A 25,924-nucleotide genomic window follows, 5' to 3' on the forward strand; every position below is an offset into this window, starting at 1 on the left:
CTTCGAGTCGGCGTCGGCCTTCTCCTCCACCTCGGCCTTCGAGTCGGCGTCGGCCTTCTCGTCCACCTCGGCCCTGGAACCGGCGTCGGCCTTCGAGTCGGCGTCGGCCTTCTCCTCCACCTCGGCCTTCGAGTCGGCGTCGGCCTTCTCGTCCACCTCGGCCCTGGAACCGGCGTCGGCCTTCGAACCGGCGTCGGTGTTCGTGGCCGGCTCCGGTGTGTTTGCAGTCGCGTCGGGCTCCTGACGCCGCTTCTCCGCGTCCGCGTCCGTGGCCGCCCCGCGTACCCATGCCGAGACCGCTTCGCGCAGGGCGGCGTCCTCCTTGGGCGTCTCCTGGGGTTCGGCGTCGGCCGTCTCAACTTCCGGCGGGGCGTCGGCCTGCGTCGGCTCGGTGGTCGCCGTCCGGCGTTTCACGTCCCGTACCGAAAGCACCTTCGTCGTGGTGTCCGTGCCACCGCTCGAGGAATCCTTTTCGCGGGCGACCGCGAGACGCGGATCGCGCGCCTCGGGAACCGAACCCGCGCTCCCCGACGTCGGTTCCGCCGACGACTCGCGCTGCTTCGACCTGTCGGGGGACTCGCCCGCCACCGATGCCTCCTCCATGCGCCGCACGCCTACACGCGCGCCCTGTCCGAACCATGTACCAGTGTCCTGTGTGAGGGCTTGGCCCCTGCGGTAGACGAGAACGACATACCTGCCGGTTCCCTCACGAACCGGTCACGCACCCTCGACAGACCAATGTGAGAGGGGTCACCCTGTCATTCATCCACGCGGGGAGGCATGGATGGGCAGGAGCCGCAGAACACTTCCGGAGGAGCTTCTGTTGCTGGCATTGGACCCGGCCACGGGTACCACTGCACAGCCGCAGTCGCTCGACCTCGGTCTGGCCGGAGCACAGCTAGTGGAGCTGGCGCTGGCCGGACGGATAGCCCCAGACGGGGATCGTATCGCCGTGGTGGTACCACGGCCGACAGGAGATCCGACTCTGGACTGCGCGTTGGAGTTGCTGCGAAGGCGCGGCGCTCCCGTGCGTGCCGTCCATTGGATCGGCGGGCCCCGGCTGGGGCTCCGCCAGACGTACCTCTCGCATCTGGAGCGGTGCGGCATGGTGCATGCCGTGGCCGGCCAGATGTGCGGAGTGCTGCCGACGACGCGCTATCAGGCGACGGACAACGAGATCAGCCGGGAGATCCGAGCCCGGCTGGATTCCGCGATCCGCACCGGTGTACCACCGGACCCGCGGACCGCGGCGCTCGCCGCCCTGGCGCACGCCGTCGGGCTCGGCAAGCATCTCTACCCCGGCAACGAGGGGCGTTCGTCCAGGTCCCGGCTGCGGGACCTGATCCGGCACGATCCGATGGGCGGGCTCGTCGCGCACGCCGTGATGGACGTGCAGAACGGTGCGGCCGCACAGCCGCGCCGTGGCCCGGCCTCGGCCGGCCGGCAGGCCGCGCCCGGACCCAGGCCCGCCGCGGAACCCGCACGCGGGGTTCCGATGCAGCCGCACCGCGGGTCCATGGCACGCGCCGTGGCCCACTGAGCCGTACCCCCGGTCCCCACACAGACCCGGTTCGGGAGCCGCTGGTTCGAGCGGGGCGGTGAGATCCCCATGATCTCGCCGCCCCGCTCGACTGCGTCCCCAGGAGCCCCTGTTGTTCGAGTCTGTGCCCGAACTGACGCGTACGCGCCGCATATCCACCGTTTGCCAGCGGTAGAAAGCCCCTTGGTGGCAGTCTGCTCAACAGCAGATACGCAAAGTGTTAAGCAACAGGCAGGCAGCCGGAGGTGCACGTCCCGTGGCGTCCAATGTCAATCCCACCGTCAGGCGACGCCGGCTGGGCCAGGAGCTGCGCAGGCTCCGTGAGCTCAAGGGCATGACGGCCGAAGAGGTGGCGGAGCGGCTGCTGGTGTCGCAGTCGAAGATCAGCCGGCTGGAGAACGGCCGGAGAAGCATCAGCCAGCGCGATGTGCGTGATCTGTGCGGGGTCTATGAGGTCGAGGACCAGCGGATCGTCGATTCGCTGATGGAGATGGCCCGGGACTCGCGGCAGCAGGGCTGGTGGCACACGTTCGGGGACATCCCGTACAGCGTGTACATCGGCCTGGAGACGGACGCGGAGTCGCTGCGGGTGTACGAACCACAGCTGGTGACCGGTCTGTTGCAGACCCGCGCCTACGCGGAGGCCCTGGTGCAGGGCGCGTTGCCGGAGACGTCGACGGCCGAGATCGAGAAGCGCGTACAGGTGCGCATGCGCCGACAGGAACGTATCACCGCCGAGAACAACCCGCTCCGGCTGTGGGTGGTGCTGGACGAGGCGGCGCTGCGCCGGGTCGTGGGCAGCAAGCTGGTGATGCGGGAACAGCTGGAGCACCTGATCGAGATGTCGCAGCTGCCGCACGTCACCGTGCAGGTGCTGCCCTTCGAGGTGGGCGCGCACCCGGGCCTCAACGGCCAGTACGCGATCCTGGAGTTCACGGACGCGGCCGACTCCAGTGTGGTGTACCTGGAGGGCGTCACCAGCGACCTGTACCTGGAGAAGGCGCAGGACGTGCAGAAGTACGCCGTGATGTACGAGCATCTGCGGGCACAGTCCCTCAATGTGGAGCAATCCCGGCAGTTCATTGCGGAACAGGCAAAAGCCTACGCGGAATGAGCTGTTGTGACAGAGGGCGCGGGATCGTACACCGTCGATCCACTCCAGTGGAAGGCTCACCTGGAATATGCCATCCGGTCGAGTGAACGACTCCTCCGGCGAGGGCAGTTGCCCGGTAGCGTCGATCACGCCAATCAGACGACAAGGTTGGCGTGAACCGCACTACCGCAACTCGCTACAGGAGTGGACATGGCACTGATTCAGGGCGCTTCGGAGACGTGGATGAAGTCCTCCTATTCCGCGGGCAACGGCGCCTGCGTCGAGGTCAAGTCGCCGACCACCGCCGAACTCGCCGTCCGCGACTCCAAGGTCCCCGAGGGCCCGATCCTGGCCTTCCCCGCCGACGCGTGGAACGCCTTCGTCACCTCGGTGAAGGCGTAAGGGGTCCTCCCTGACCCTCGTCCCTAGACACGCCGGACGACGCAGTCCGGCTACCACAACTGCACAGGCACCACCAGGAGAGCCCTCTCGACCAGTCGCCGTCCTTGCCGAGAGGGCACCTTCTGTTCAGGGCACGGTCACGCCGTCCCTGTGTACCGCGACACCGGGAACGCGACATCGCACACCGCGTCCTCGGGCCCAGCCGCCTCCCAGTCCGCGAAGTAGACCTCCCGGCAGGGGCCCGCCATCTCCAGGCCCTCCCCGGCCATCCACTGCTCCACCGCCTCGAAGGCGGCCAGGATCTGCGGGTGGGCCACCTGCGCCTTGGTGATCCGCGTGTAGGCCAGCCGCGCCGCCGGCTCCACCCGCACCCTCGTCTCCCAGGCACGGCCCTGCCGCTCGGCCCATTCCCGGGCCGCCGCTTCGTCGGCCACCGGTACACAGGACTCGGCCGGTCCGTCGCTCTCCATCGACACCTCGGCGTGGTAGACGACGTAGGGCGCACCCGTGACGCCCCCGCACTCCCGGGCGGCCGCCTCCAGCCGCCCCAGGGACGCGCCGATCCAGGTCGGCAGCTCGTCCGCCAGCGTGTGCCGCGACTCGGTGATCACGACCTGCGCCGGTACGTCCACGGTCTCGATCATGAACTTCTCGTACATCTCGGAGTTCCTCCCCGACAGTCGTCCACGGAGGTACTCGGCGAGGGTCCGCTGCCCGGCCACCCGGGCCTCCACGTCCGCCCAGTAGGCGGCGAGCCGGTCGGCGGCCTCGGTGCCCTCCACCCCGACCACCTCGGCGATCCGGGCGAGCGGCATGTCCAGCTGCCGCAGCATGGCCACCAGACGGGCGCGGTCGACCTGGTCGGCGCGGTAGTAGCGGTAGCCGCTGGTCTCGTCGACATGGGCCGGTGCCAGCAGGCCGAGCCGGTCGTACAGCCGCAGGGCCTTGGCCGACAGCCGGGCCCGCGCGGCGAACGCGCCGATGGTGAGCAGCTCCTCGTTCACCGTGCCATCCTCCGTCACCGGGCGGTTCCTCTCCGCCCGGTGACGAAGGACGTTCGTCCTTGTCCCAGGGACAAGGTCAAGCCGTGCTCAGCCGAGCCGGCCCTCGATGGCGGCGACGACCTCGGCCGACTCCGGCTCGGTCTGCGGCGAGAAGCGCGCCACGACCTCGCCGTCGCGGCCGATCAGGAACTTCTCGAAGTTCCAGCGGATGTCCCCGGTGTGGCCCTCGGCGTCGGCGAAGCCGACGAGCCGCTCGTACAGCGGGTGCCGGCCCTCGCCGTTCACCTCCACCTTCTCGGTCAGCGGGAAGGTCACGCCGTACGTCGCCGAGCAGAACTCGGCGATCTCCTCGGCGGTGCCGGGCTCCTGCCCGAGGAACTGGTTGCAGGGCACGCCCAGGACGGTGAAGCCCTGCTCGGCGTACCGCTCCTGGAGCTTCTCGAGGCCCGAGTACTGCGGGGTCAGACCGCACTTGGAGGCCACGTTCACGATGAGCACGGCCTTGCCCGCGTACTGCGGCAGGTTCGCGGAGCCGCCGGTGAGGGCTCCGATCTCGACATCCAGCACGTTGTGGTCAGTAGTCGTCATGCCCGGATGCTAGCCGCGGCGGGTTACGGACCCCTTGTCCGGCCTCGACCAGGAGGTCACCGGCGACGGTCCGCACGTACAGCACCGACCGCCCGGCCCGCCGCCGCTCCACCAGCCCCGCCTCCCGCAGCACCTTCAGATGCCGCCCGACCGAACCCAGCCCCTGCCCGGTCACGGCGGTCAGCTGGCTGGTGCTCATGGGGGAGCGCAGGAGCACGAGCACCCCGGCCCGGGCCGTCCCGAGCAGGGCGCCCAGACCTTCGGGCACCGCACGGGCGCCGACGCCGGCCAGGACACCGGTGCAGGGATAGACCACGGCGTACCGCTCCCGCTCCTCCCAGGACACCCACCCCGTCCGCTGCGCGGTCACCGGCACGAACACCAGCTCGGCGCCGGAGATCTCGCGCGGCGGATACTCGTGCGCGTTGACCTGGAACCGGTTGTCGCCGAGCCAGCGCGTCCCGCCCGGCCGCAGGGAGTCCAGCGCGCTCGCCCAGCCGCCCTGGCTCACCTGCGCGGTCCGCGCCACCACGTCCGCCTCCAGCACCCGCCGGCGCCGTCCCCAGGACGGCCGTACGGCCTGCGCCCATATCCACTCCAGCAGGACGGCCGCCCGCTCCGGCAGGTCGTCCCGGTCCAGTACGGCGGGCAGCGGACCGGCGAGGGAGGTGCGCAGGTGCGCGCGGGCGTCCGCGGGACGGGTGGCGCGGACCCGGGCGATCCCCTCCGGGAAGCTCTCGCCGTCGCGGGGTGCGGGCGTGAGGAAGTCGGCGATCCAGTCCCGGCCGAGCCCGGCCCGCACCAGCCGTGCCGTCACCGGGTCCGCGGCCAGCCGCGCCCGGTAGCCCGGCAGATGGGCGCGCAGCCACTCCTGCTCACCGGGGTGGGCGCCCTCGCCCGCGTGCAGCAGCTTCAGGCAGGCGAAGGTCTCGGCGAGCGGGGAGATGACGAACCGGCTGCGGGCGAGGGTGTCCGCGTTGAGCTGCCACCATCCCAAGGGATCCCCCCAACGGCCGGACGACCTTTCGCGGTACCGCGAAACAATAACGGGCCCGCGCCGGGCCGCCCGAGACTCCGGACATGCCCAGCTACCGATCCCTGTTCCGCACCCCGGAGTTCACCCCGCTGTTCCTCGGCGCCGCCGCCCAGAACGCCGCCGGGACCGTCGGGGGACTCGCCCTCGCCACGCTCGTCTACCGTGCGACCGGCTCCCCGCTGCTGTCGGCGGTGAGCATGTTCGGCCCCTCGCTGGCCCAGGTGCTGGGCGCGACCTTCCTGCTCTCCGGCGCCGACCGGCTGCCCCCGCGCACGGCCCTCGCCGCGATCGCGCTGACCTTCGCTGCCGGTACGGCGGTCCAGGCCCTGCCCGGCCTGCCGACCGGCGCCCTCTTCACCGTCGTACTGCTGCTGGGGCTGGTCGCCTCGCTCGGCGGCGGGGTCCGCTGGGGCCTGCTGAACGAGGTCCTCAGCAAGGACGGCTACCTCCCCGGCCGTTCGCTGTTCAACATGATGAGCGGTCTGATGCAGATCACCGGCTACGCCACCGGCGGCGCCCTGCTCGCCGCGTTCTCCCCGCGCGTCTGCCTGCTGCTCGCGGCGGCCCTGTATCTGACGGCCGGGCTCGTCCTGTGGCTCGGCCTGAGCAGCCGCCCGCCCCGGGCCGCGGGCCGCCCCTCCCCGTCGGCGACCTGGCGCACCAACGCCCTGCTGTGGTCCTCCCGGCCGCGCCGCCTCACCTATCTGGGGCTGTGGCTGCCCAACGGCATGGTCGTCGGCTGCGAGTCCCTCTATGTCTCGTACGCCCCGCACGCGGCCGGCACCCTGTTCGCCTGCGGGGCGTTCGGCATGTTCGCCGGGGACGTGACGGTCGGCCGGCTGCTGCGGCCCGCGGTGCGCCGCCGGCTGGCCACCCCGCTGCTGCTTCTGCTGGCGACGCCGTACCTGGTGTTCTTCGCGCACCCGCCGCTGCCCGTGGCGGCGATGTGCGTGACGGTCGCCTCCGCCGGTTTCGGCGCGAGCCTCGTCCAGCAGGAGCGGCTGATGGAGCTGACCCCCGGTGAACTGGCCGGGCAGGCCCTGGGGCTGCACTCGGCGGGCATGCTGAGCCTGCAGGGCCTGAGCGCCACACTGGCCGGGACGGTGGCCCAGGTCACCTCGCCCGCCGCTGCCATGACGGCGATGGCGGCGGGCTCGGTGTGCGTGACCCTGGCGCTGGCTACGGCTGCTCGACTGACTTTGGTGCGGCCTGCTGCCGGGCCTGCTCCGGAACGGTCTCCGTCCTGATCTCGGTGCCGATCTTCTGGGCGGCCCGGTCGAAGTACCGCAGCAGTTCGACGGGGAACGGCATCACCAGCGTGGAGTTCTTCTCGGCGGCCACCTCGACGACGGTCTGCAGCAGCCGCAGCTGCATGGCCTCGGGCGTGTCCGACATGATCCGCGAGGCGTTGGCGAGCTGCTGCGCGGCCTGGAACTCACCGTCGGCCGTGATGACCCGGGCCCGCCGCTCCCGCTCGGCCTCGGCCTGCCGCGACATGGACCGCTTCAGCGACTCCGGGAGCTGGACGTCCTTGATCTCGACCCGGTCGATGTGGACCCCCCCCAGCCGGCGGCCGGGCTGTCGATCATCAACGCGAGCCCCTCGTGCAGCCGTTCCCGGTCGCTGAGCAGGTCGTCCAGATCGCTCTTGCCGATGATGGACCGCAGGGAGGACTGGGCGACCTGCCCGACGGCGAAGACGTAGTCCTGCACCTCGATGGCCGCGCGCACCGGGTCGGTCACCCGGAAGTAGACGACGGCGTCCACCTTCACCGACACGTTGTCCCGGGTGATGCCCTCCTGGGTCGGCACCGGCATGGTCGCCACCTGTACGTTCACCTTGCGCATCCGGTCGGCGAACGGGACGAGGAAGGTGATGCCCGGCTGCCGGTAGCTGGGCAGCGCCTTCCCCCACCGGAACACGACCCCGCGCTCCACCTGGTTGACGACCCGCATCCCGCTCCTGAGCACGAGCAGCAGAAGCAGGACCACGACCACCACTGTGACGACGGTGCCTTCCATGGCACTCCCATCTCCGACGCGACGTCCGTCCGTCGCGGACATCGGGGAGGACACCGCGGCGGCCGGCGGATGCGCCCCGGGCGTCAGGGAAACGTGAAGAAAACGGCGGCGGTGTCGCCGGGGCGGCCGCGCGGCCGCCCCGGCGCCCCGGCACGCGGGCCGGGCTACGCCCGCCGGGCCCGCAGGATCCGGTCCATCCTGGCCTCCAGTTCGGTCCGCTCCCGCGCCGCGCGCTCCGCCTGGGCCCGCTGGTACTCGTGCTCCAGGCGGCGCATGCGGTCGGTGGCGTCCTGTTCCACCCGGTGGCGCTGCACCTCGTGCTCCAGCCGCGCGCAGGCCTGCTGCACCTGGAGTTCCTCGGCGTACAGCCGGCGGCTCGCCGTGCAGCGGGCGCCGAGGAGGGTGTCGTAGGTGGTGGCGCCGCTGAGCACCTTGGCCAGGACGGGCATGGCGTCCAGGCACAGCAGGAGCAGATGCAGGACGACCGTCAGGAAGAGGGCGAAGCCGTCCGACCGCGCGACCTCCTTCAGGCCGTGGGCCCGGGTGAGGATGCCGTCGGTGTCCAGGTCGGCGGCCCGTTGCCGGGTCTTGGTGTCGATGACCTTCTGCAGCAGCGGCTGGTAGTCGCCGGCCGCCTTGTCCTTGCGGGCGGCCAGGGTCTGGGACGTGCTGGTCAGGTCCGAGAGCTGCTTCTCGTACGTCTCGATCTTGCTGCTCGCGCGGTACTCGGAGGTGGCCTTGCGGGCCCGCTCGCAGGTGATGGTGACGTCCCGGACGCCGTTCCGCCAGATCCAGTACTTCGGGCCGCACAGCCGTTGCTCGGTGGCCATCTTGTCGCCGAGCGTCTTGTTGATCGCGTCGACCTGGGTCCGCAGCGCCGCCGCGCGGGCGGTGTTGCTCTCGATCTGCCGGGCCAGCTCCGCCGGCGAGCCCGCCACCTTCAGCTGGTAGCGGCCGCATGCGGGGCGGCCGGTGGTGGACGCGCCGTCCGTCGGGTTGCAGGAGACGAGCATGCCCCGGTACTCGGCCACCTTCTGCTCGTTGCCCACGGAGATCTCCTGGCGGATCTCCTTGTCGAAGATCTGGAAGAGGATCGGCTCGGCTATGAAGAGGCCGAGGAGCACCGAGAGAAAGAAGCGGATCCCCAGCGTCCATTTCTTGACCGTCGTGCCGTGGGTGCTGGAGACCAGCCAGCTGTCCAGGGCGAGGATCACCCAGAACCAGAGCACGGCCACGGCCATGACCGCCGGCAGCGGCAGGTCGGAGCGGAAGCTGGCGAGCGCCAGGGTCATGGAGAGCGCACCCAGCAGGGCCGTGTTCACCACGAGCGCGCCGTACCAGGTGTAGCGGGTGCGCTCCTCCGGCACCCAGGCGAGCAGCGGTTCCTCGATGCCGATCAGCCGGCGCAGCCGAGCCGCCGGACCGGGCACGAGCGGCGCCGGGCGGGCGGAACCCCGGTCGGCGTCGGCGGAGGCGTCGGCGGAAGCGCCGACCGAGGCATCGACGCAGGCATCGACGGAGGCGTCGGCGGCGACGTGGAGCGGGGTGTCAGTTGCCAAGGTGTGCCTCCTGGTTGGCGGGGTCGAAGCCGTCGTCGTCCTCGCCCTCGGGTGCGGCCGCCGCGTCCTTCGGGGCCTGCCGCGGGCTGCGGTGCAGCTCGCCCTTCACGTCCGCCGCGGGCGCCTCCCGCTGCCGCTGGTTGTACGACACGTCACCGACGCTGTTGATGAAGGCGCCCGCGTCGTAGGCCGTGCTGTCGAACAGCCCCCGGTCGATGGCCTGCCGGGTGAGGTCGGCGCGGGCCGCCAGCTGCTCCTTCGCCCACTCGCGCTCGTCCCGCTGCAGCCGCTCGGCGTCGGCGCGGTCCTCCTGGCGCCGGCGCAGCCGGTCCTCGTGGTCCAGGTCCCAGCGGCGGGCCTCCTCCGCGCGATCGGCGGCCGCCTCGTCGCGCTGCTCCCTGCGCTGCAGCTCCTTGCGCTGGTCGTCGCGCTCCACCTCCCAGCGGTGGTCGTCGCGGTCCAGGGTGCGCCGCCTCAGCTCCTCCTCGCGGTCGAAGCGGAGACGGTCGTCCTGGCGCGTGTGCCGGTCCTTCTCGGCCGCGTGCAGCCGCTTGAAGACCTCGTCGGCGTCGATGTCGCCGCTGCGCCAGGCCAGGAAGGCGGCGGCGAGCGGGTCGGAGCCGATCAGCTCGAAGTCCTGCCCGAGTTCGGCACGGGTGAACCGGTTGCGCTGCCCCTCCAGCGCGAGGTCGTGCTCCTGCTGCTCCGCGCCGCTGAGGCGCTCGTACCGGGTGCGCAGCGTGTCGAACTCCTGCCGGTTGCGCTCCTTGTCCAGCTCCTCCTCCTGCCGGTTGCGCTCCATGCGCAGCGCCTTCAGGTTGCGGATCTCCTCGCGCTTCAGCTCCAGCTCGGCCTCGCGCAGGGCCCGGTCCAGGGCCGCCTGCTGCTCCAGCTCCTCGCGCTGCCGGTCGCGCTCCCGCTCCCGGCGTTCGCGCGCCATGTCCTCGACGATCGCGGACATCTCCGCCGGCGTGAGGACCTCGATCAGGCCGTGCCGGGCCCGCATCCCGGACACGACGGCCGGGCGCATCTCGTGGTACGCGGTCAGCCGGGCGTCGATCCGGGCGCGTACGGCGGCGGAGTCGACGAACAGCAGATCGCTGCCGTCCTCGGTGAGCCCGGGCACCTCGCGCAGATGGGCGAGCAGCAGCGCCTCCACGTCGGTCACCCCGTCGCGCACCACGGCGCACGGGTCGGTGACCGTGCAGTAGAACCACGCCCGTACGGTGAACTCGCCCGCCTCCGCCGACGGGATCCGGGTCTCCACCAGCACGGGCACCTCGACCCGCCGGTCCACGACGGTGACCGAGCTGGCCCCCACCACCACCGGGTCGTCGGCGCCGAGCTGCCCCTGGTCCTCGACGTACTCCTCGCCGACCCGGAAGACCCGCACCTGGTGCGCGGCGAGCCGGGGCAGCTCGTCGTCGTCCCGCATCGCCCGTTTCTTCAGGATGCCGCCGCGTTTCTCCGGCCGCCCGTACTCCCGCTGCTCGACGAGCGGGTACCTCTCAGCCATGCCTGTCAGTCCTCCGTGCTCGGTACGGCGGTAAGGAAGGTGTCGATCAGGGGGGTGGTCACCTCGTCGGCACGCGCGGCGACCTGCCGGAGTGCCTTCTGCAGCTGCGGCCGGTCACCGCGGGGGAGGGCCGCACCGAGGGACCGGCCGAAGCGCCCGGCCACCTCCGTGGGGTCCGCCGCCACGGCCGGCAGGTCGCGCAGCGTGGCGTACAGACCGTGCACCGCCAGGGACCGGCGCGGCCGGTTCTCCAGCACGCCCGCCCACAACTCGCCGATCGTGTCCGTCTGCCGGGGCTCGCGCTCCAGGACCCCGGCGCACATCCGCCGGCCGGTGCGCGCGTCCCGCGCCCGCAGGACGGTCAGGACGGCGTCGAGGGTGTTCTCCTTGGGCTGCCCGGTCAGCGTGCCGCGCTGGGCCCGCAGCCGGTACGCGAGCGGCCGGAACACCGCGCCCGTGTCCTGCCCGCACTCCGCGAGGACCGCGACCAGACCCGCCAGCGCGAACGACGCGTCCACGGGCAGACCGCCGCGGCGGACGATCAGCCGCAGCAGGATGGTGACGGCGTCCGTGGGGAAGCGCACACCGAGCGCCCCGCTGAACGCCGCCGCGGCCGTCGAGCGCAGTGCCGGGTCGGGCGAGCGGGCCCAGTCGCGGGCGACACCCAGCGCGGTCGCGGCGAGGCTCTCGTCCAGGCACATGCACTGCAGCACCAGGGTGGCCGTGGACTGCCCGGCGGGGCCCGCGGCACCGCGCGCCCACGGGCGCAGGTAGTTGTCGGCGACCTCGTCGAAGGCGGGCCGGGTGAGCAGGGCGAGCCCCTGCGCGACGGACAGCTGCATCCCCAGGCCCGGCTGCGTGCCGATCAGTTCGGTCAGCCAGTCCCGTACGCCGTTCCAGAACGGTGTCGAGCGCTTGGTCCACAGCTCCTGCAGGGCCCACTGCCGGTAGTGGGAGTGTGGGAAGACCAGCGCGGTGCGGGTGAGCGCGCCGTCCTTGCGCTCCTCCACGCCGACCAGGGCATTGCGGCTCAGCGACTGCCGACGGTCGGCGGTCTGCCGGGCGGCCTCGGCCTGCTCCACCTCGCTGACCGGGGCCGGGAAGGCCGGGACCAGCCAGGACTCCAGCCGTTCCTGGCAGGTCTCGAAGTCGCGGTAGCCGGCGCCGTTGACGAAGGCCAGCGTGGTCACCTCGGCCCACTCCTGCGGCGTACGGTCGCGGGCGAACCAGTCGCGCACCGGCTGTGCCGCGCTGCTGCCGTACTCCTGCCAGACCCCGGCCGGTTCGGCGCCCCGCGCGATCCGCTCGGCGGCCGCGGCGACCTCGGCGATCCCGCACCCCGCGGGCATCAGGGCGACGGCCCGCTCGACGGCGTCCCGGGCGCACCCGGACCGCACCAGCCGCACCCGCAGCACGGCCGCGAGGTCGGGCAACCGCCAGGGCACGTGGCGCACGGACTCGACCGGGCCGCCGTCCGCCGGGTGCACGGTGGTGACGACCAGGTGGGCGCCGTGTTCGCGGACGGTGTCCCGCACCCGCCGCCAGTCGAAGTCCGCCGTCTGGGAGGCGTCCTCGTCCATCCGGTCGAGGAGCACATAGCCGACGCCCTTCTCGAACGCGACCCGCCCGCCCGCGAGGTCGTCCAGGCTGCGGCCCGGGGAGAGCACGACGTACTCCGTGCGCTCGGCGACCTCGGCGACGAGCGCCACCGCCGCGGACCGCTTGCCCGAGCCGGGCGGGCCGACCAGCACCACGACCCCGTCCCGCGCCAGCGCGTCCGCCGCCTCCTCGAAGCAGCGGGAGGGCTTGACGTACGGCGCGAGGATCGCGTCCGCCTCCCCGGCGTCGAGACGGCCGACGGCGCGCCGGCGGGCGTTGTCGGAGTCGGCCGTGCCGATGCCGAAGAGGGTCCGGGAGGCGTTGAGCTCTCCGTAGAAGAACTGGTTGACGTTGTTGTGGTGCACCTGGCCCGGGGGAGTGCCGGGGGCCGGGGCGGCCGCGTCCCGCTGCGGCTCGCCCTGGGGCTCCGCTTCCTCCGCGGCCGGCGGCTCGGGCGGGTCCGGCGGGGCCTTCGCCTCCGCCTCGCCCGGGGCGTCCGGCGCGTCCTGCGCCTCCCGTGCCCGCGGCCCGCCCTCACCCTCGGCGCTCTGCTCGCTGTGTTCCGTGTTCATCCTCAGCCGTCACTCAGGTCACTTGGAGATCCCGAAGACGGCTCCGTGGGCGTTGATGGTTCCGCCACTGAACACCTGAACTACCGTGTCCGAAGCGCGAGTTGGCGCACTGGGCGCATTCAGGGGGCGCGCGGAATCCGCCGTACCACCCCCCGCGCTCCCAGGCGCTCCCGTCGCGACCGCACCGCCGGCGTCCAGTGCGCCGCCCACGACCCCGCCGGCGCTCTCCCCGCCGAGGCCTTCGCCGCCGAGGTCGAGGGACTTCGCGTCGTACCCCGGCACCCAGATCCACGCCCGCCCCGCGTACTCCTTCTCCGCGATGCGCACCTCACGGAAGTCCTGCGCCCGGATGGTGGTGTACGCCTCGCCGATCACGTCGTTGAAGACGGTCGCGGAGACGGCGAGGGCCAGGCAGGCCTCCGGTGCCGCGGCCAGGGCCGCCCTGAGCACCTTGCTGTCGAGTATCCGGCCGATCTCGACCGGACCCCGGCCCTCGAAACCGTTGGCGGCCGGCGCGGCCGTACCGAAGTGCACGGCGGCCCGCAGCCGCAGCCACGCCTCGCGTACCCGGTTGCGGTTGAACTCGCGCAGCCCCGCGTCCAGATGGCGTATGAACGGGTCGACGAGGTCGGGCTCGGAAGCCCCCTCCGGCAGGACAGCGAACACCGAGTCCCCGCCGACCTGCGTCTCCCACCGCTCCCGCGCCAGTCCGGCCGCGACGGCCGCCTCGCCCAGCAACCGCTGAATGGCCTCCTGCAACTGCCGCTGCGTCACCACGTCGACGCCGCCGTACCCCTTCGCGTCGACCGCCAGCAGCAGTCTGCGACCGAACGTACCCATGCTCGAACTCCCCGCTCACTGAAGTGGAGCCGCCCCCCGGGACGGTGGGCCGGGCGCGCTCCGGAACACACCGGCGTCCGCTCCCCCGGTACGCGGACGCCGGTAAGCCAGTCGTACACGCCCCGTGCGCCGCGAACCCCGTCGAAATACGGGATGCGGAAAGATGCGGAAACATACCGGGGGCAACGCAAGTTACGGGCGGGTTCGGCCCGTTGGTGACCAAAGTGGCCCGTCGGCGCGGTGAAACCCGCAGAAATCCCGGGTCTTGCGACCCCTTTCCGGGCTCACTGGAGGTGACCCTCAGCCCACCGGCAGCCGAAGGAGCGAGCCGCATGCCGTCCACCGGTACCCGTGCGGACAGCCGTCCCGCGCAGTTCATGTTCACCTCCCTGCAGACCACCCACCAACACGCCGACACCAAGGCCGGGATCCTGGCCGCGGCCCAGGCCGCCCTGGTCGGCACGGCCGGTTCCTGGAGCCCGCCCGCCCTGCGCACCGCCCTGGCGGGCGGCGCGACGGGCGTGCTCGCCGGGGCCCTGCTGGCCCTCTTCCTGTGCGGGATGTTCGCCGGCGCCGGCTTCCTCGCCGCCACCTTGCGCCCCCGGGTGCTGCGCCCCACCGGCGCCAACCGCTACAGCTTCGTCCACCTCGCCTCGGGCCCCGACATCCTGCCCGCCCACCCCACCGGCGACGGCACCCCGGACCAGGAGCGCCGGGAACTGTCCCAGACGATCCGCTTCCTCTCCCAGGTGGCCGTCCACAAGTACCGCTGCGTCACCGCCGCGGTCACGTGCACGGCGGTGATGGGAGTGAGCGCGGGGTTGCTGGTGGTGCTGCGTCCGGTGCTGGGCTGAGGGGCGGACGGGTTCCGGGGCGGGGCCCAGCTGTCCGGTTGCCGGGGGGCCGGGCTGTGGAGGCGGGCGGACCGACTGCTGGGGCTCGAACTGCCGGTTGCCGGTGGACCGCTCTTGGATCCGGTGCGCGGCGAGTTGCCGGGTGGGGTGATCTCGGCGCCGGGCGGGGTGGTCTGGGCGTCGGCCGGTGAGCCCGCTGGATCGGTGAGCGGCATGACCGACAGCGGCGCGGCCGTCATCGGGCGCGGCGCGGTCGGCATGCGGCGCGACCCGGCTGACATGTGGCACAAATCGGCTGACATGGGGCGCGACTCGGTCGGCATGCGGCGCAGCTCAGCTGACACGGGGCACGGCTGTGCGGCCATGCGGCGCGGCTCAGCCGTCCGGTGGCAGGTCCGCCAGTTCCCTGAGGCGGGCCAGGTCCCGGATGACCGTCGAGCCGTACCCCGTCCTCAGCAGACCGTCCCGGCGCAGCTCGCGCAGCCCCTTGTGGACGGTCGTCTCGGCGGCACCGGTGAGCGCGGCCAGCTCCGGCTGGGTCAGCCGGCAGCCGAGGACGACGCCGTCCTCGACCGGATGGCCGTACGAGGTGCCCAGCTCCACCAACAGCCGGGCCAGCCGTACCTTCGCCGGATACCCCCGGAAGTCCAGCCGCCTGCGGTTGGCCCAGCGCAGCCGGTCGGCGATGATGCCGGTGAGGGTCAGGTGCACCTCCGGACGCCGGACCAACAGGGCGTGCAGCAGGCCCGGTTGCACCACCCGCGCGGACAGCGGGCCGCACGCCGTCACGGTGGCCGAACGCGGCGCCCCGTCCATGGCGGCCATCTCACCGACGCTGTCGCCGCCGACGCGGACCGCGAGCAGGGACTCCTCCCCGTTCTCCACGCGTGCCGTCACCTTGGCGAAGCCGGACAGCAGCAACAGCACGTGCCGGTCGCGGGCACCCTCGCTCAGCAGCACCTCGCCCGCCTCGTACCGCGTCGGCACGCCCAGTTCGAGCAACTCCTGCCGGGCCTCGGGCGACACCGCCCCCAGCAGACTGCGCGCGGGCCACTCCGCGGAGCTGTAGGCCATGGCAGGCTCCCTCCGGCCGGTCGGATCCGTTGTCCGTCGCCGCCCAGAATCCTGCCCGCTACCGCCCCCGGAGACAGGCGAATGCGCTATACGGCGCGAGTGCCTTGAGCGCCTCAGCAGAGACGGAGAGCGGGCGGGCCGGCAGGGAGGAAGGTGCTGCCGGGGCAGGAGACGGAAGGGGACGTCAGTTCTTGCTGCCGTCCACGATGACCGGCGTGCCGTTCGAGTCGGTACCGCACGGCACCGCGTACACCGGGTGGGCCTTCGCGGCCTCCTTGTATGCCTCCAGGCACTGGTTGTACAGCACCTTGTCGCTCAGCGACTTCTCGATGATCTTGTTGGCGCGGGCGACGCCCTCCGCCTCGATCCGCTTGCGCTCCGCCTCCGCCTTGGCCGTACGCGCCGCCTCGGTGGCCCGATCGGTGGCCTGCTCTTGCTGGATCTTCTTGTCTATCTGGTCCTGCAGCTTCTCCGACGGCCGCACATTGCGCAGGTTGACGGAGGTGACGTCGATCCCGCGTGGCGCCAGGCGCTTCTTGACGAGGTCGGCGATCTCCGCACCGATCTGCTCACGTGCGGATGCGTAACCCTCCTCGCTGGTGTGCTTCGCGAAGACGTTACGGATGATCTCGCGGCTGTCCGGCAGCACCAGCCGCTCCTCGACGGCTTCCTCGCTGCCCGCCAGCCGGTACAGCTCCACCGCCTTGGCCGGCACCACGGCCCACTTGATGGTGACGTCCGCGTACAGCACACCGCCCTGCGAGGAGCGGACCTCGACCACGTCCTTGTCGTTGAGGTTGAGGTCCACCGGCCGGGTGGAGAAGGCCGTGACGTCGGTGAACGGCGACCTGAAGTGGATACCGGAGGTCAGCGGCGTGCCGATCTTGCCGAAGGTCACCGGCACGCCCACCTCGTAGGCGCTCACGACGTGGACACAGGCGAAGGTGCCCGCCAGCACGCCCGCCACGGCGCTGAGCGCCGCCCCGAGCTTCCACCCCCGGGTGGTGCGGCCGCGGCCGACGAAGAAGAGCACCACTGCGGCTATGAGCAGCAGGATGGACAGCACGAACACGGATATCCCCCTCCGGAAACGTTTCCGCGCCACCTGGGCGCGGCCCCGGCGCATCGTAGCGACCTCCGGTGACGGCTGTACGAGCCCAGACAGAGAAAGAACCGCGGAGTCCCGTGAGCCTCGGTGAGCGCAGGATGACGAGGACCGGCACTACGTGCTCGCGGTAAGTCGCCGTCGTCCGCGGTCGTCGATGTCGCCTGCCGGCCCAACAGCTTCGGCACCGTGCAGCCTTGGTGCGGCTCGCTCGGTCGGCGGCCCAGACGCTTGCGGCGCTCTGCTTGGCTGCCGCGATGAGTTCTCCTCCTGCCAGGAAGGCTGTCGTTGGTCTGTATGGCCTGTCAGTGGCGACCGCTAGCGTTCTTGTGACCCGGTATCGCGGTGGGGCTGACTCGGAGGGGGGTCCTGGATGGGTGCCTCGGCCTGGGACTACTACGTGCCGTACCAGGAGGACCTCGGCGCCGCGCTGGAGGAGTTGCGGCACCGAGTGTTCTCCGCCGGCGACTACTTCTGGGTACGCGGCGCCGACGGGCTTCCCGAGGAGGATCGCCGCCCGCGACCTTTGACCCTGGACGAACTGTGGGCCGACGAGTGGACGCAGCACTCCGGCACCCACTCGGTGATCGATGTCTTCCACGTTCAGCGGGAAGACGAAGAGCCCGAGGCCTTTGCCGTACAGCCGGTGACGGCCGAGGAGGCCCGAAGGGTCACCGGCACCGAACGGCTGACCCGCGAACACGTGCCGGTGATCCAGGACCTCGCGCGCCGGCGCTGGTACGGCCGTTGCGCAGTGCTGCACGATGACCACGGGACGCCACAGGAGATCTACTTCTGGGGTTGGTCCGGAGACTGAGCCATCCACCTCAGGGGATCCGGCTGCGCGACGCCCGGCCCGGCACGGCCACTCTGCTCAGGTGCTGGTTCGGATCACTGCCCGCAGGCGCATCCAGCCGCTGCCGTGGTCTCCTCGGTGGCCTGGCTGGTGCAGCAGCCGTCGCCGGTGGCGCTGGGGTCGGCGCTCTTGCCGAGGGTGTCGGCGTCGGCCTTCACGACGTAGACCTCCCAAGGCTCCTTGCCGGGGCCGTGGACCCAGACCTTGTCCTGGAGGGCGTAGCAGCAGGAGGTGTCGTTCTCCTCGAAGGTGGCCAGGCCGGCGTCCTTGAGCCGGGTGGTGGCGGCGTCGACCTGGTCGGTGGAGTCGACCTCGACGCCGAGGTGGTCCAAGCAGGTCTCCTCGCCCGGCCGGCCCTCGATCAGGACGAGCTTGAGCGGGGGCTCGGTGATGGCGAAGTTGGCGTAGCCCTCGCGCCGCTTGGCCGGTTCGGTGCCGAACAGCTTCGAGTAGAAGGTGATCGACGCTTCCAGGTCACTGACGCGCAGGGCGAGCTGGGCACGGGACATGACACGACTCCCATCTGCTTACATTGATGTCTGTCGATACAGAGCTTGCGCCTTGGATCGAGAATCGTCAACATAGAAGCATGTCGAAGCAAGAACTGGTGGTGCTCGGGCAGGACACCCGGTCCGCTGCCTGCTGCCCGGGCCTGGTGACCGCACCCTTGGACGAGGACCAGGCGGCCGGCCTCGCGAAGATCTTCAAGGCGCTGGGCGACCCGGTGCGGCTGCGCTTGCTGTCGCTGATCGCATCGCGGGCTGGTGGCGAGGTCTGCGTGTGCGACCTGACCCCGGCCTTCGAGCTGTCCCAGCCGACGATCTCGCATCACCTCAAGCTGCTCCGACAGGCGGGCCTGATCGACTGCGAGCGCCGAGGCACCTGGGTCTACTACTGGGTGCTGCCTGGCACCCTGGACCAGCTCGCCGCGTTCCTCGCCACCGCGCAGAAGGCCGAGACGACCGCGTGAGCGCATCACTCGCGCGTCGCGCCCTCGCCGAAGCCGTGGGGTCGGCCGCCCTGGTCGCCGTGGTGGTCGGCTCCGGCATCCAGGCCACGGAGCTGACCCGTGACGTCGGCGTGCAACTGCTCGCCAACTCGCTGGCCACCGGGTTCGGGCTGGGCGTGCTCATCGCGCTGTTCGGATCGGTCTCCGGCGCGCACTTCAACCCGGTCGTCACGCTCGCGGCCTGGTTCACCGGCCGGCGCACCCCTGACGGGCCGACCCTTCGAGACGTGACCGCCTACCTCTCCGCCCAGACGGCCGGAGCGATCGGTGGCGCCGTCCTGGCCGATGCCATGTTCGCCGAGCCCCTGGTGCACTGGTCCAGCCACGACCGCTCCGCCGGTCACCTGTGGCTCGGCGAGCTGGTCGCGACCGCTGGTCTCGTCCTGCTGATCTTCGGCCTCGGACGTACCGGTCGCGCCCACTTCGCCCCGGTGGCCGTGGCGTCCTACATCGGCGCGGCGTACTGGTTCACGTCCTCCACGTCCTTCGCCAACCCCGCAGTCACCGTCGGCCGCGCCTTCACCGACACCTTCACCGGTATCGCGCCCGCCTCGGTCGGCCCGTTCATCGCGGCCCAAGTCGCCGGTGCCGTGGTCGGCCTGGGCCTGGCGGCCGCCGTGTTCGCACGGCCCGCACCCGCGACGATCGCCCCCGCCCCCGCCCAGGACGAAGCCGAACTCGCCGCCTCCCGCAGTTTCTGACCCGCCGCCCGGAAAGACACCCACCATGCCCTCTCCCACCGAGCGACCGTCCGTCTTGTTCGTCTGCGTCCACAACGCCGGGCGCTCGCAGATGGCGGCAGCCTTCCTCACCCACCTGGCAGGCGACCGCGTCGAGGTGCGCTCCGCCGGCTCCGCCCCTGCCGACACCGTGAACCCGGCCGTCGTCCAAGCCCTGGCAGAGCGGGGCATCGATATCTCGGCCGAGGTGCCCAAGGTGCTCACGGTGGAGGCGGTCCAGGCATCCGACATCGTGATCACGATGGGCTGCGGCGACACCTGCCCCGTCTTCCCCGGCAAGCGCTACCTCGACTGGGAACTCCCGGACCCGGCCGGGCAGGGAGTCGAGGCGGTCCGCCCGATCCGCGACGACATCGAGAAGCGCATCCGCGGCTTGGTCGACGAGATCGCCCCGGCGAGCTGACCATGGGCACGGCCACCGCATACCGCATCACCGCGATGGACGCCGAGCACGCACACCAGGTCCTGACGATCTACCGACTCGGCATCGACGAGGGCAACGCCACCTTCGAGACCACCGCCCCCACCTGGGAAGAATTCGACGCGGCCAAGCTCCCCCAGCACAGATACGTCGCCCTCGACGACTCGGGCAGGGTCCTGGGCTGGGTCGCTGCCGTGCCGGTCTCCGACCGATGCGCGTATGCCGGTGTCGTCGAACACTCGGTGTACGTCCACCCCGCCGCACGCGGCCATGGCATCGGCACCGCGCTGCTCCAGGAGCTGATCATGTCCACCGAAGCCGCCGGCATCTGGACGATCCAATCCGGCATCTTCCCCGAGAACACCAGCAGTCTCGCTCTGCACGCACGGGCCGGGTTCCGCATCATCGGCACGCGCGAACGCATCGGCCGGCATCACGGCGTATGGCGCGACGTCGTCCTGATCGAACGACGCAGCCTTGCCATCGCGTGAGAGCGGACGAGGACGGAGTCCCCTCTCAACGACGGCTCCTACCGTGATCCCGCAGCCGCGCGCGTGAAGTTCGCCGAGGTGGCGGAGTCCTGGCCGGCTGCGCAGATCCATCTCAAGCGTTCAACCGGGGCCGCCATCACGGCGTTCCCGACGTCCACGCAATCCCCAGGTGGGGCACCACTGCGCCGGACCGCATCCAGTTCGAGGACATCGCCGAGTGGCTCGCGGACCTGCTGTCCGGCGAGGCCACCGGCGGCAGAAGCGTACGGCCACCCCGTGAGCCGCCTCTTCAGAGCTTCCCGCCGATCTCGCACGCGCGGCACGGGGGCTGGCCGCAAGTGCACTGCATGAGGGCGTCGACGACCCCGCGGTCGTGGTAGAGGCACTCGTCTTTGCAGGTGTGCCGCGGAATGAACCCCGCGGGGATCTCGCCGGGCCACGGCTCGTGGCCGTCCCTGCACCGGGCGAACCGCTCGGGATCGGTGGAGTGCAGGTCGTGCATCTTCGACCGCGCCTCGTCCTCCAGGTGCCGCACGCGCTCCGCCAGGCTCTTGAGCTCGGCGGCGATGCCGGCGTAGTGGTCGGTGCCGGTCCTCACGTGTGCGGCCCGCAACGCCATCGCGGCGTTGCCGAGAAACCTGCTCGCATCCTGGAGGTCGGTCACGTGATGCATCTGAATGCCGTTCACGCCACGGACCCATACGGCGTCCATGCTGCTCACTGATCCACCTCCAAGAAGGAAAAACCTTATTTAAGGACATTAAGGACCCGGGTTGCGCCAGTCCAGGGGCTTGGAGGGTGATTCGGCCCACAGGAAGTGTGGGTGAGATGGATCTTCTTCCGTTCATCATCCACTTGACACGGAGATTTACGAGACGTCTCCTGGAAAGGACAAAGGAACGCGCCGGAGGCTGCTGATGGCAACCTACGAATATCGATGCACCCGCTGCGGAACCTTCGATGTGAAGTTGCCGATCGGCACGGCACCCAAGTCTTCGGGCTGTCCCGTTTGCGGAGGCACCGCACGGCGTGTGTACTCGGCCCCGTCTCTCGCGCGAACCTCAAAGGCGGTCGCCGCCGTCCATGCCCGCGAGGAGCAGTCCCGTGAGGCCCCGGAGGTGGTCTCCGAAGTGCCGCCCAGCAGGAGAGTGCGCAGGCAACCGCACCCCGCGCTCTCCAAGTTGCCCCGTCCCTGAAGGACTTGGGAGGTGCGTCCTGTGGCGAACGTGGGACTGCTCTTCGTCGGTGCGGTGCTCTTCCTGAACGGACTGCTCCTCCTCAAGAAGGTCGATCCCCGCTCGGCAGCGGTGTTCAACCTTTTCGTCGGTGCACTCCAGGTGCTGACGCCGACGTACCTCATCTTCGCCGCCGACAACGACCCCAAGAAGATTTTGGCGGCGTCCGGGATTTATCTCTTCGGATTCACCTACCTCTATGTGGGAATCTGTCTCCTGTCCGGTGTCGAAACCGATGGTGTCGGCTATTACTCGCTCTTTGTGGCAGTCGCCGCCCTGGGGTATTCGTTCGTCAATTTCCACCTCGCCAAGGACAACCCGTTCGGGGTGATCTGGCTCTACTGGGCGTTCCTGTGGTTCCTGTTCTTCCTGCTGCTCGGCCTCAAGTTGGACAGGCTCGGCGGCTACGTCGGCTGGGTCACGGCGATCGAGGGCTGGGTCACCGGCGTGATCCCCGCCGCTCTGCTGCTCTCCGGCTACTGGAAACACCCCGACGAGACCGCCATCGCACTGGGCGTCTTCGCCGTCGTCGTCTTCGCGGCGCTGTGGCCGCTCACCCGCGCATCGCGGCAACCAGCGCCCGCCACCACGACGCCGGCCGGCCCGGGTGCATCCGTGTGACCGATTCAGAAGGATCAAGGAAGCCGTCATGCCCGAAGTCAAGTTCACAGTGGACCAGAGCAAGTCCATGCGCGATCAGACCGTTCCGGGACACAACAGGTGGCATCCGGATGTTCCGGTCGCTGCCATGGTCCGCCCGGGGGACGAGTTCCGCATCGAATGCCGCGAATGGACCGACGCACAGATAGGCAACAACGACTCCGCCAACGACGTACGCGATGTCGACCTGAAGGCCACGCACATGCTGAGCGGGCCGATAGGCGTCGAAGGCGCGGAGCCGGGGGACCTGCTCGTCGTGGACATCCTCGACCTGGGGCCCGTACCGCAGCAGGTCGGGGCCGCACCCGGTCAGGGCTGGGGATACACCGGCGTCTTCGCCAAGGCCAACGGCGGAGGATTCCTGACCGACTACTTCCCGGACGCCTACAAGGCGATCTGGGACTTCCACGGTCAGCAGGCGGTGTCCAGGCACCTGCCCGGTGTCCGCTTCACCGGCATCACCCACCCCGGTCTCTTCGGCACCGCCCCTTCCGCGGACCTGCTGGCGAGCTGGAACAGGCGCGAGCAGGCGCTGATCGACACCGACCCCGACCGGATCCCTCCGCTGGGGCTCGCGCCCGATGCCGACGGGGGACTCGCGGGAAAGGCGACCGGATCGGATGCCCAGCGCATCCTCGAGGAAGGAGCACGCACCGTTCCCGCACGGGAGAACGGCGGCAACCACGACATCAAGAACTTCACGCGCGGCGCCCGGGTCTTCTACCCCGTCCACGTCAACGACGCCAAGCTGTCGGGCGGTGACCTGCACTTCAGCCAGGGAGACGGGGAGATCACCTTCTGCGGCGCCATCGAGATGGGCGGCTACATCGACTTCCACGTCGACCTGATCAAAGGCGGCATGGAGAAGTACGGCATCAACACCAACCCCGTCTTCATGCCGGGCAACGTCGAGCCGCGGTACTCGGAGTTCATGTCCTTCATCGGGATCTCCGTGGACCACGACACCGACACCAACTACTACATGGACGCGACGGTTGCCTTCCGCCGCGCCTGCCTCAACGCCGTCGAGTACCTGAAGAGGTTCGGCTACTCCGGAGAGCAGGCCTACCTGATCCTCGGCGCGGCCCCCATCGAGGGACGCATCAGCGGGATCGTGGACATTCCCAACGCCTGCTGCTCGCTGTACCTCCCCACCGCCATCTTCGATTTCGACGTCCGGCCCACCACCGCCGGCCCCACGACGGCCGACCGCGGCCAGTGCGCGGTCTCCACGGCCTGACCGGACACCGACGCCCGGCCGGACACCGACCGCAGGAGTTCAGCGGCTGGTGGCTCGCTGAGACTGGCGAGGCAAGCGAGGGAGGAGCGGATCCAGGAGAGGCGCTCGGTCCTGAGGGTGCGAGGCACCACTGCCGTCAAACCCTGCCGTCAAAGGCCCCGAACCAAGATCGGTCCGGGGCCTTTTCCCTGGTGCCCCCGGCAGGATTCGAACCTGCGACACTCGCTTTAGGAGTTCGATCTGCCCGCGGCTTGATCGCCCATCGCCTCGTGCGTCGGTGCTGTCCGCGACCGTTGTGTGTCGCCCTTGTTCGGGGTCGTTGATGTCAGCATTGGATGTCAGCGGAAGAGCTCCGGCACCGGACAGGCTTTCAAAGGCTCCTCCGGCCGGTCAGCCCGGCGCCATTACGGGCGCACCAACGGGCAGGAACAGACCGGGCCATGACGTCGCCAGCGTTCCCAACTGGCCGGCCGAAGGCTCAGTAGAACTTTCGGGAGGGCTGGGATGTCGGGCTGGGGCTGCCATCGGACTCGAGTCCGGCGACGCGCTGGTTGTAGTCGTCGACGCTGCCAGGCTTCAGCACGTAGTCCTCAATCTGGCCGTTCGACTGCGGCACCTGCAGAGTAAGAGCGTCGCCGTCGAGGGTGCCGGCGATGACCGTGCTACCTAGCGTCAACTTCACCGTGAGGGTGACCTTGGACCCCTTCAGCGTTCCCGTGACGACCGCACGCTGATGCTCCGGGCTGTGGTACTTCACCTCCGTCTCGTCGAGGGTGCCTGTGATGGTGCCGTTCTGCGTCTGGGTCTCAAGGAGGCTGACAGAGTTGTAGTCGCTGCCCACGAGCGTGTGGGGCAGCCCGGCGACCATCGCTGGCGCGATGGGCTCGGTACCGTGGCCGGAGCTTTTACCGGCGCCGCAGCCAACGGTTGTGAGTGCGCAGACGGCAGTGGCGGCGACGGCCGCACGTTTGTGAATCACGAAGCCCCCCAAGGCTGTTCAGTGCAGACTCTAGCCTCGGCAGGCCACGCCAGCAGGACGATCGACAACAGCCAGCAGGCCATGGGGCACCTCGGAGGGGTTTCTTCGAGGTGCCCCGCCGTAGGCCCGGCGGCCCTACACAAACCGGCGCATCCGTGGGTCCACCTTTCCCAGCGTGCACGCCCAGAACATCATGTCGATCATGCCGACGGTCAAGCGCAGCATCAGCCGAACCAGCGAGACCGCAAACCCCACCACTACCGGGCCGCTTTCCAGTCGGTGTCCAGGATCGCCGCATGCACAGCCGCGACGATCAAGGTGAACACCAGCACGCCACCCGACCAGTTCTTCGCGTTGCCAATCAGTGACGCGACCATCGGCGTCCCCCAGGCGAAGATGGCGTAAAGCGTGGGCACGTACATGGCGACGACCCGTCTCTTCGCCGCGATGAAGAACAACGGCGGCGCCAGCAAACCGGCAGACAGCACTACCACGACAACCCACACCACTTTGTGCAGCGTGGAGCCATACATGCGGGCTCGGATCGGCGCGTTGATGTACGGACTACTCATCGTCCCCCCAACTCAAGACAGAGACGCCAGTGTGACCCACAACACGACCGCCTGTGAGGAGATTGGCGAGGGCTTGCAAGACGTCCAAGGGCTCAGTGCTCCCAGGCGCCCGGCTTACTGTCCCGCCACTCCACCAAAGTTGGCGCAATGTGACAGGAGTCGGGAAGGCCGGGGACCAGCACAGCCCCGCACCGGAAGCACACGCACGGCGCTACGGATGGTGCCTCGTCGCTGGTTCGACGGAATGCAAGTCACGGTCCGGCTACGACGCCTTCACGCCACCCACACACACCGCATGATGCGTGCACTAGCCACAAATCATGGGGGGACCATGAGTGACGCCACACCACCACCCGCCTTCTTGCCGCCTCTCCCGCCCGAGCCGCCAACGCCAGCGAAGAAGAACCGCACCAACCTCGTGATCATCGGTGCCGCCGCCGCCGTGATCGCCGCTGTCGTAACCACGGGCATCGTGGTTGTGCAGTCCGGCGACGACCACAGCAAGCCGGCCGCCACCACCAAGACGACTACCCCGGCTAAGGACGTCGCGACCGCTGCCTCAGAAGACACCGAGCCGACTTACGACGAGGTCGACGCCGACAGCTTCATGATCAAGCTGCGCACCACCAAGCGGCAGTGCTTCGGGTCGGCTGGCTGCAACGTGACGGTCGAGCCGAACCTGACCTACCTGGGAGACAGTGAAGGCATCGACCCGGACGCCGTCTACGAGATCACCTATGAGATCCACGGCGACGAGTCTGGCCCGGTCATCGAGACGGCCGAGCTATCGGACCGGACGACTTTGAACTACACGCCGTCCATCATCAGCACTGCTTCCGCGGGTACGAAGGTGTCCGTAGAGATCACCGATGTCGCGGCGCAGGAGGGCTGAGGCGTCGCGTGTCAGACGTGTACAGG

General features: G+C 70.2%; 27 protein-coding genes and 2 pseudogenes. 14 read left to right on the forward strand and 15 right to left on the reverse strand.

The window, feature by feature from the left end; translation table 11 throughout:
* Nucleotides 1–603: pseudogene (locus tag ACGFRF_RS12190) on the reverse strand (D-alanyl-D-alanine carboxypeptidase); the annotation flags it as partial.
* Between the two features lie 181 nt (nt 604–784).
* Between ACGFRF_RS12190 and ACGFRF_RS12195 the strand changes: the two are divergent.
* The 3 genes from ACGFRF_RS12195 (at nt 785) to ACGFRF_RS12205 (ending at nt 3,035) form a co-directional block, all read left to right on the forward strand.
* Nucleotides 785–1,540, forward strand: coding sequence for a GPP34 family phosphoprotein (locus ACGFRF_RS12195; RefSeq protein WP_393738830.1), 756 nt, complete (start codon nt 785–787; stop codon nt 1,538–1,540).
* A 256-nt stretch (nt 1,541–1,796) separates the two neighbouring features.
* The gene (locus ACGFRF_RS12200; RefSeq protein WP_393738832.1) at nt 1,797–2,654 is read left to right on the forward strand and encodes a helix-turn-helix domain-containing protein; all 858 of its coding nucleotides are present in this window, start codon (nt 1,797–1,799) and stop codon (nt 2,652–2,654) included.
* Between the two features lie 189 nt (nt 2,655–2,843).
* Entirely contained in the window at nt 2,844–3,035 is a 192-nt protein-coding gene (locus ACGFRF_RS12205; RefSeq protein WP_393738834.1) for a DUF397 domain-containing protein, read from the forward strand.
* A gap of 137 nt (nt 3,036–3,172) precedes the next feature.
* Here the strand turns inward: ACGFRF_RS12205 and ACGFRF_RS12210 are convergent, their stop codons facing one another.
* The 3 genes from ACGFRF_RS12210 to ACGFRF_RS12220 form a co-directional block, all read right to left on the reverse strand.
* The gene (locus ACGFRF_RS12210) at nt 3,173–4,057 is read right to left on the reverse strand and encodes a MerR family transcriptional regulator (RefSeq protein ID WP_393738836.1); all 885 of its coding nucleotides are present in this window, start codon (nt 4,055–4,057) and stop codon (nt 3,173–3,175) included.
* A 69-nt stretch (nt 4,058–4,126) separates the two neighbouring features.
* Nucleotides 4,127–4,627: a glutathione peroxidase gene (locus tag ACGFRF_RS12215; protein ID WP_393738837.1), complete on the reverse strand. Its 501-nt coding sequence runs from the start codon at nt 4,625–4,627 to the stop codon at nt 4,127–4,129.
* Nucleotides 4,614–5,624: an ArsR family transcriptional regulator gene (locus ACGFRF_RS12220; RefSeq protein ID WP_393738839.1), complete on the reverse strand. Its 1,011-nt coding sequence runs from the start codon at nt 5,622–5,624 to the stop codon at nt 4,614–4,616. Before ACGFRF_RS12220 ends, ACGFRF_RS12215 begins: the two co-directional genes overlap by 14 nt.
* 83 nt (nt 5,625–5,707) lie before the next feature.
* On the opposite strand from ACGFRF_RS12220, the gene ACGFRF_RS12225 reads away from it, so the two are divergent.
* Complete coding sequence (locus ACGFRF_RS12225) at nt 5,708–6,910, forward strand: MFS transporter (RefSeq protein ID WP_393738841.1); 1,203 nt, start codon at nt 5,708–5,710, stop codon at nt 6,908–6,910.
* Here ACGFRF_RS12225 and ACGFRF_RS12230 read toward each other — a convergent pair.
* From ACGFRF_RS12230 to ACGFRF_RS12250, 5 genes and pseudogenes are all read right to left on the reverse strand, one after another.
* A pseudogene (locus ACGFRF_RS12230) lies at nt 6,843–7,684 on the reverse strand (slipin family protein). The gene ACGFRF_RS12225 and the pseudogene ACGFRF_RS12230 sit on opposite strands and share 68 nt — an antisense overlap.
* 164 nt (nt 7,685–7,848) lie before the next feature.
* Entirely contained in the window at nt 7,849–9,243 is a 1,395-nt protein-coding gene (locus ACGFRF_RS12235; protein ID WP_393738843.1) for a DUF4407 domain-containing protein, read from the reverse strand.
* Complete coding sequence (locus ACGFRF_RS12240; protein ID WP_393738845.1) at nt 9,233–10,759, reverse strand: hypothetical protein; 1,527 nt, start codon at nt 10,757–10,759, stop codon at nt 9,233–9,235. The genes ACGFRF_RS12235 and ACGFRF_RS12240 overlap by 11 nt, the downstream gene beginning before the upstream one ends.
* Nucleotides 10,760–10,764: 5 nt before the next feature.
* Nucleotides 10,765–12,930: a hypothetical protein gene (locus tag ACGFRF_RS12245; RefSeq protein ID WP_393738847.1), complete on the reverse strand. Its 2,166-nt coding sequence runs from the start codon at nt 12,928–12,930 to the stop codon at nt 10,765–10,767.
* 18 nt (nt 12,931–12,948) lie between these two features.
* A complete protein-coding gene (locus ACGFRF_RS12250) occupies nt 12,949–13,770 on the reverse strand; it encodes a hypothetical protein (RefSeq protein ID WP_393738849.1) in 822 nt (273 codons plus the stop codon).
* A gap of 332 nt (nt 13,771–14,102) precedes the next feature.
* On the opposite strand from ACGFRF_RS12250, the gene ACGFRF_RS12255 reads away from it, so the two are divergent.
* The gene (locus ACGFRF_RS12255) at nt 14,103–14,624 is read left to right on the forward strand and encodes a Pycsar system effector family protein (protein ID WP_393738851.1); all 522 of its coding nucleotides are present in this window, start codon (nt 14,103–14,105) and stop codon (nt 14,622–14,624) included.
* 375 nt (nt 14,625–14,999) lie between these two features.
* Here the strand turns inward: ACGFRF_RS12255 and ACGFRF_RS12260 are convergent, their stop codons facing one another.
* Complete coding sequence (locus ACGFRF_RS12260; RefSeq protein ID WP_393738853.1) at nt 15,000–15,698, reverse strand: Crp/Fnr family transcriptional regulator; 699 nt, start codon at nt 15,696–15,698, stop codon at nt 15,000–15,002.
* Between the two features lie 184 nt (nt 15,699–15,882).
* Entirely contained in the window at nt 15,883–16,770 is an 888-nt protein-coding gene (locus tag ACGFRF_RS12265) for a prohibitin family protein (RefSeq protein ID WP_393738855.1), read from the reverse strand.
* A gap of 406 nt (nt 16,771–17,176) precedes the next feature.
* Between ACGFRF_RS12265 and ACGFRF_RS12270 the strand changes: the two genes are divergently transcribed.
* Entirely contained in the window at nt 17,177–17,620 is a 444-nt protein-coding gene (locus ACGFRF_RS12270; protein ID WP_393738857.1) for a hypothetical protein, read from the forward strand.
* A 74-nt stretch (nt 17,621–17,694) separates the two neighbouring features.
* On the opposite strand, the gene ACGFRF_RS12275 is transcribed toward ACGFRF_RS12270, so the two are convergent.
* Nucleotides 17,695–18,168 (reverse strand): ArsI/CadI family heavy metal resistance metalloenzyme, encoded by a 474-nt coding sequence (locus ACGFRF_RS12275; RefSeq protein WP_393738859.1) that lies wholly within the window; start codon nt 18,166–18,168, stop codon nt 17,695–17,697.
* A gap of 80 nt (nt 18,169–18,248) precedes the next feature.
* Between ACGFRF_RS12275 and ACGFRF_RS12280 the strand changes: the two genes are divergently transcribed.
* Genes ACGFRF_RS12280 through ACGFRF_RS12295 form a run of 4 tightly spaced genes read left to right on the forward strand, consistent with a single transcriptional unit; the run spans nt 18,249 to nt 20,320 of the window.
* Entirely contained in the window at nt 18,249–18,629 is a 381-nt protein-coding gene (locus tag ACGFRF_RS12280) for an ArsR/SmtB family transcription factor (RefSeq protein ID WP_393738861.1), read from the forward strand.
* Nucleotides 18,626–19,369 carry an aquaporin gene (locus ACGFRF_RS12285; protein WP_393738863.1) on the forward strand — a complete coding sequence of 248 codons (744 nt, stop codon included), beginning with the start codon at nt 18,626–18,628 and terminating at the stop codon, nt 19,367–19,369. The genes ACGFRF_RS12280 and ACGFRF_RS12285 overlap by 4 nt, the downstream gene beginning before the upstream one ends.
* A gap of 25 nt (nt 19,370–19,394) precedes the next feature.
* The gene (locus ACGFRF_RS12290; protein ID WP_393738864.1) at nt 19,395–19,811 is read left to right on the forward strand and encodes an arsenate reductase ArsC; all 417 of its coding nucleotides are present in this window, start codon (nt 19,395–19,397) and stop codon (nt 19,809–19,811) included.
* Between the two features lie 2 nt (nt 19,812–19,813).
* Complete coding sequence (locus ACGFRF_RS12295) at nt 19,814–20,320, forward strand: GNAT family N-acetyltransferase (RefSeq protein ID WP_393738866.1); 507 nt, start codon at nt 19,814–19,816, stop codon at nt 20,318–20,320.
* Nucleotides 20,321–20,609: 289 nt separating this feature from the next.
* On the opposite strand, the gene ACGFRF_RS12300 is transcribed toward ACGFRF_RS12295, so the two are convergent.
* On the reverse strand, nt 20,610–21,032 hold the full coding sequence (locus ACGFRF_RS12300; RefSeq protein ID WP_393739349.1) for a hypothetical protein: 423 nt from the start codon (nt 21,030–21,032) through the stop codon (nt 20,610–20,612).
* A gap of 205 nt (nt 21,033–21,237) precedes the next feature.
* Here ACGFRF_RS12300 and ACGFRF_RS12305 point away from each other — a divergent pair, with 205 nt between their 5' ends.
* The 3 genes from ACGFRF_RS12305 to fmdA are packed head-to-tail and all read left to right on the forward strand — an operon-like array spanning nt 21,238 to nt 23,455.
* Nucleotides 21,238–21,516: an FmdB family zinc ribbon protein gene (locus tag ACGFRF_RS12305; RefSeq protein ID WP_393738868.1), complete on the forward strand. Its 279-nt coding sequence runs from the start codon at nt 21,238–21,240 to the stop codon at nt 21,514–21,516.
* A gap of 21 nt (nt 21,517–21,537) precedes the next feature.
* On the forward strand, nt 21,538–22,176 hold the full coding sequence (locus ACGFRF_RS12310) for an AmiS/UreI family transporter (RefSeq protein ID WP_393738870.1): 639 nt from the start codon (nt 21,538–21,540) through the stop codon (nt 22,174–22,176).
* A gap of 28 nt (nt 22,177–22,204) precedes the next feature.
* Nucleotides 22,205–23,455 carry a formamidase gene (gene fmdA, locus ACGFRF_RS12315; protein ID WP_393738872.1) on the forward strand — a complete coding sequence of 417 codons (1,251 nt, stop codon included), beginning with the start codon at nt 22,205–22,207 and terminating at the stop codon, nt 23,453–23,455.
* A gap of 478 nt (nt 23,456–23,933) precedes the next feature.
* Here fmdA and ACGFRF_RS12320 read toward each other — a convergent pair whose 3' ends face one another.
* Together ACGFRF_RS12320 and ACGFRF_RS12325 are read right to left on the reverse strand one after the other, a co-directional pair.
* On the reverse strand, nt 23,934–24,434 hold the full coding sequence (locus ACGFRF_RS12320) for a hypothetical protein (RefSeq protein WP_393738874.1): 501 nt from the start codon (nt 24,432–24,434) through the stop codon (nt 23,934–23,936).
* A 257-nt stretch (nt 24,435–24,691) separates the two neighbouring features.
* Nucleotides 24,692–25,006 carry a hypothetical protein gene (locus ACGFRF_RS12325; protein WP_354888579.1) on the reverse strand — a complete coding sequence of 105 codons (315 nt, stop codon included), beginning with the start codon at nt 25,004–25,006 and terminating at the stop codon, nt 24,692–24,694.
* Nucleotides 25,007–25,337: 331 nt separating this feature from the next.
* Here ACGFRF_RS12325 and ACGFRF_RS12330 point away from each other — a divergent pair, with 331 nt between their 5' ends.
* Nucleotides 25,338–25,898, forward strand: a complete 561-nt coding sequence (locus ACGFRF_RS12330) for a hypothetical protein (RefSeq protein ID WP_354888576.1) — start codon at nt 25,338–25,340, stop codon at nt 25,896–25,898.
* Nucleotides 25,899–25,924: the final 26 nt, after the last annotated feature.

The sequence above is a fragment of the Streptomyces sp. NPDC048521 genome (assembly GCF_043199855.1).
Lineage (GTDB): Bacteria > Actinomycetota > Actinomycetes > Streptomycetales > Streptomycetaceae > Streptomyces.

Bases quoted from the DNA above. Each gene is read 5' to 3' on its own strand.
- ACGFRF_RS12195 (WP_393738830.1), top strand. From the start codon at position 785: ATGGGCAGGAGCCGCAGAACACTTCCGGAGGAGCTTCTGTTGCTGGCA.
- ACGFRF_RS12205 (WP_393738834.1), top strand. From the start codon at position 2,844: ATGGCACTGATTCAGGGCGCTTCGGAGACGTGGATGAAGTCCTCCTAT.
- ACGFRF_RS12215 (WP_393738837.1), bottom strand. From the start codon at position 4,627: ATGACGACTACTGACCACAACGTGCTGGATGTCGAGATCGGAGCCCTC.
- ACGFRF_RS12225 (WP_393738841.1), top strand. From the start codon at position 5,708: ATGCCCAGCTACCGATCCCTGTTCCGCACCCCGGAGTTCACCCCGCTG.
- ACGFRF_RS12240 (WP_393738845.1), bottom strand. From the start codon at position 10,759: ATGGCTGAGAGGTACCCGCTCGTCGAGCAGCGGGAGTACGGGCGGCCG.
- ACGFRF_RS12245 (WP_393738847.1), bottom strand. From the start codon at position 12,930: ATGAACACGGAACACAGCGAGCAGAGCGCCGAGGGTGAGGGCGGGCCG.
- ACGFRF_RS12250 (WP_393738849.1), bottom strand. From the start codon at position 13,770: ATGGGTACGTTCGGTCGCAGACTGCTGCTGGCGGTCGACGCGAAGGGG.
- ACGFRF_RS12255 (WP_393738851.1), top strand. From the start codon at position 14,103: ATGCCGTCCACCGGTACCCGTGCGGACAGCCGTCCCGCGCAGTTCATG.
- ACGFRF_RS12260 (WP_393738853.1), bottom strand. From the start codon at position 15,698: ATGGCCTACAGCTCCGCGGAGTGGCCCGCGCGCAGTCTGCTGGGGGCG.
- ACGFRF_RS12270 (WP_393738857.1), top strand. From the start codon at position 17,177: ATGGGTGCCTCGGCCTGGGACTACTACGTGCCGTACCAGGAGGACCTC.
- ACGFRF_RS12275 (WP_393738859.1), bottom strand. From the start codon at position 18,168: ATGTCCCGTGCCCAGCTCGCCCTGCGCGTCAGTGACCTGGAAGCGTCG.
- ACGFRF_RS12280 (WP_393738861.1), top strand. From the start codon at position 18,249: ATGTCGAAGCAAGAACTGGTGGTGCTCGGGCAGGACACCCGGTCCGCT.
- ACGFRF_RS12290 (WP_393738864.1), top strand. From the start codon at position 19,395: ATGCCCTCTCCCACCGAGCGACCGTCCGTCTTGTTCGTCTGCGTCCAC.
- ACGFRF_RS12295 (WP_393738866.1), top strand. From the start codon at position 19,814: ATGGGCACGGCCACCGCATACCGCATCACCGCGATGGACGCCGAGCAC.
- ACGFRF_RS12300 (WP_393739349.1), bottom strand. From the start codon at position 21,032: ATGGACGCCGTATGGGTCCGTGGCGTGAACGGCATTCAGATGCATCAC.
- ACGFRF_RS12305 (WP_393738868.1), top strand. From the start codon at position 21,238: ATGGCAACCTACGAATATCGATGCACCCGCTGCGGAACCTTCGATGTG.
- fmdA (WP_393738872.1), top strand. From the start codon at position 22,205: ATGCCCGAAGTCAAGTTCACAGTGGACCAGAGCAAGTCCATGCGCGAT.
- ACGFRF_RS12325 (WP_354888579.1), bottom strand. From the start codon at position 25,006: ATGAGTAGTCCGTACATCAACGCGCCGATCCGAGCCCGCATGTATGGC.
- ACGFRF_RS12330 (WP_354888576.1), top strand. From the start codon at position 25,338: ATGAGTGACGCCACACCACCACCCGCCTTCTTGCCGCCTCTCCCGCCC.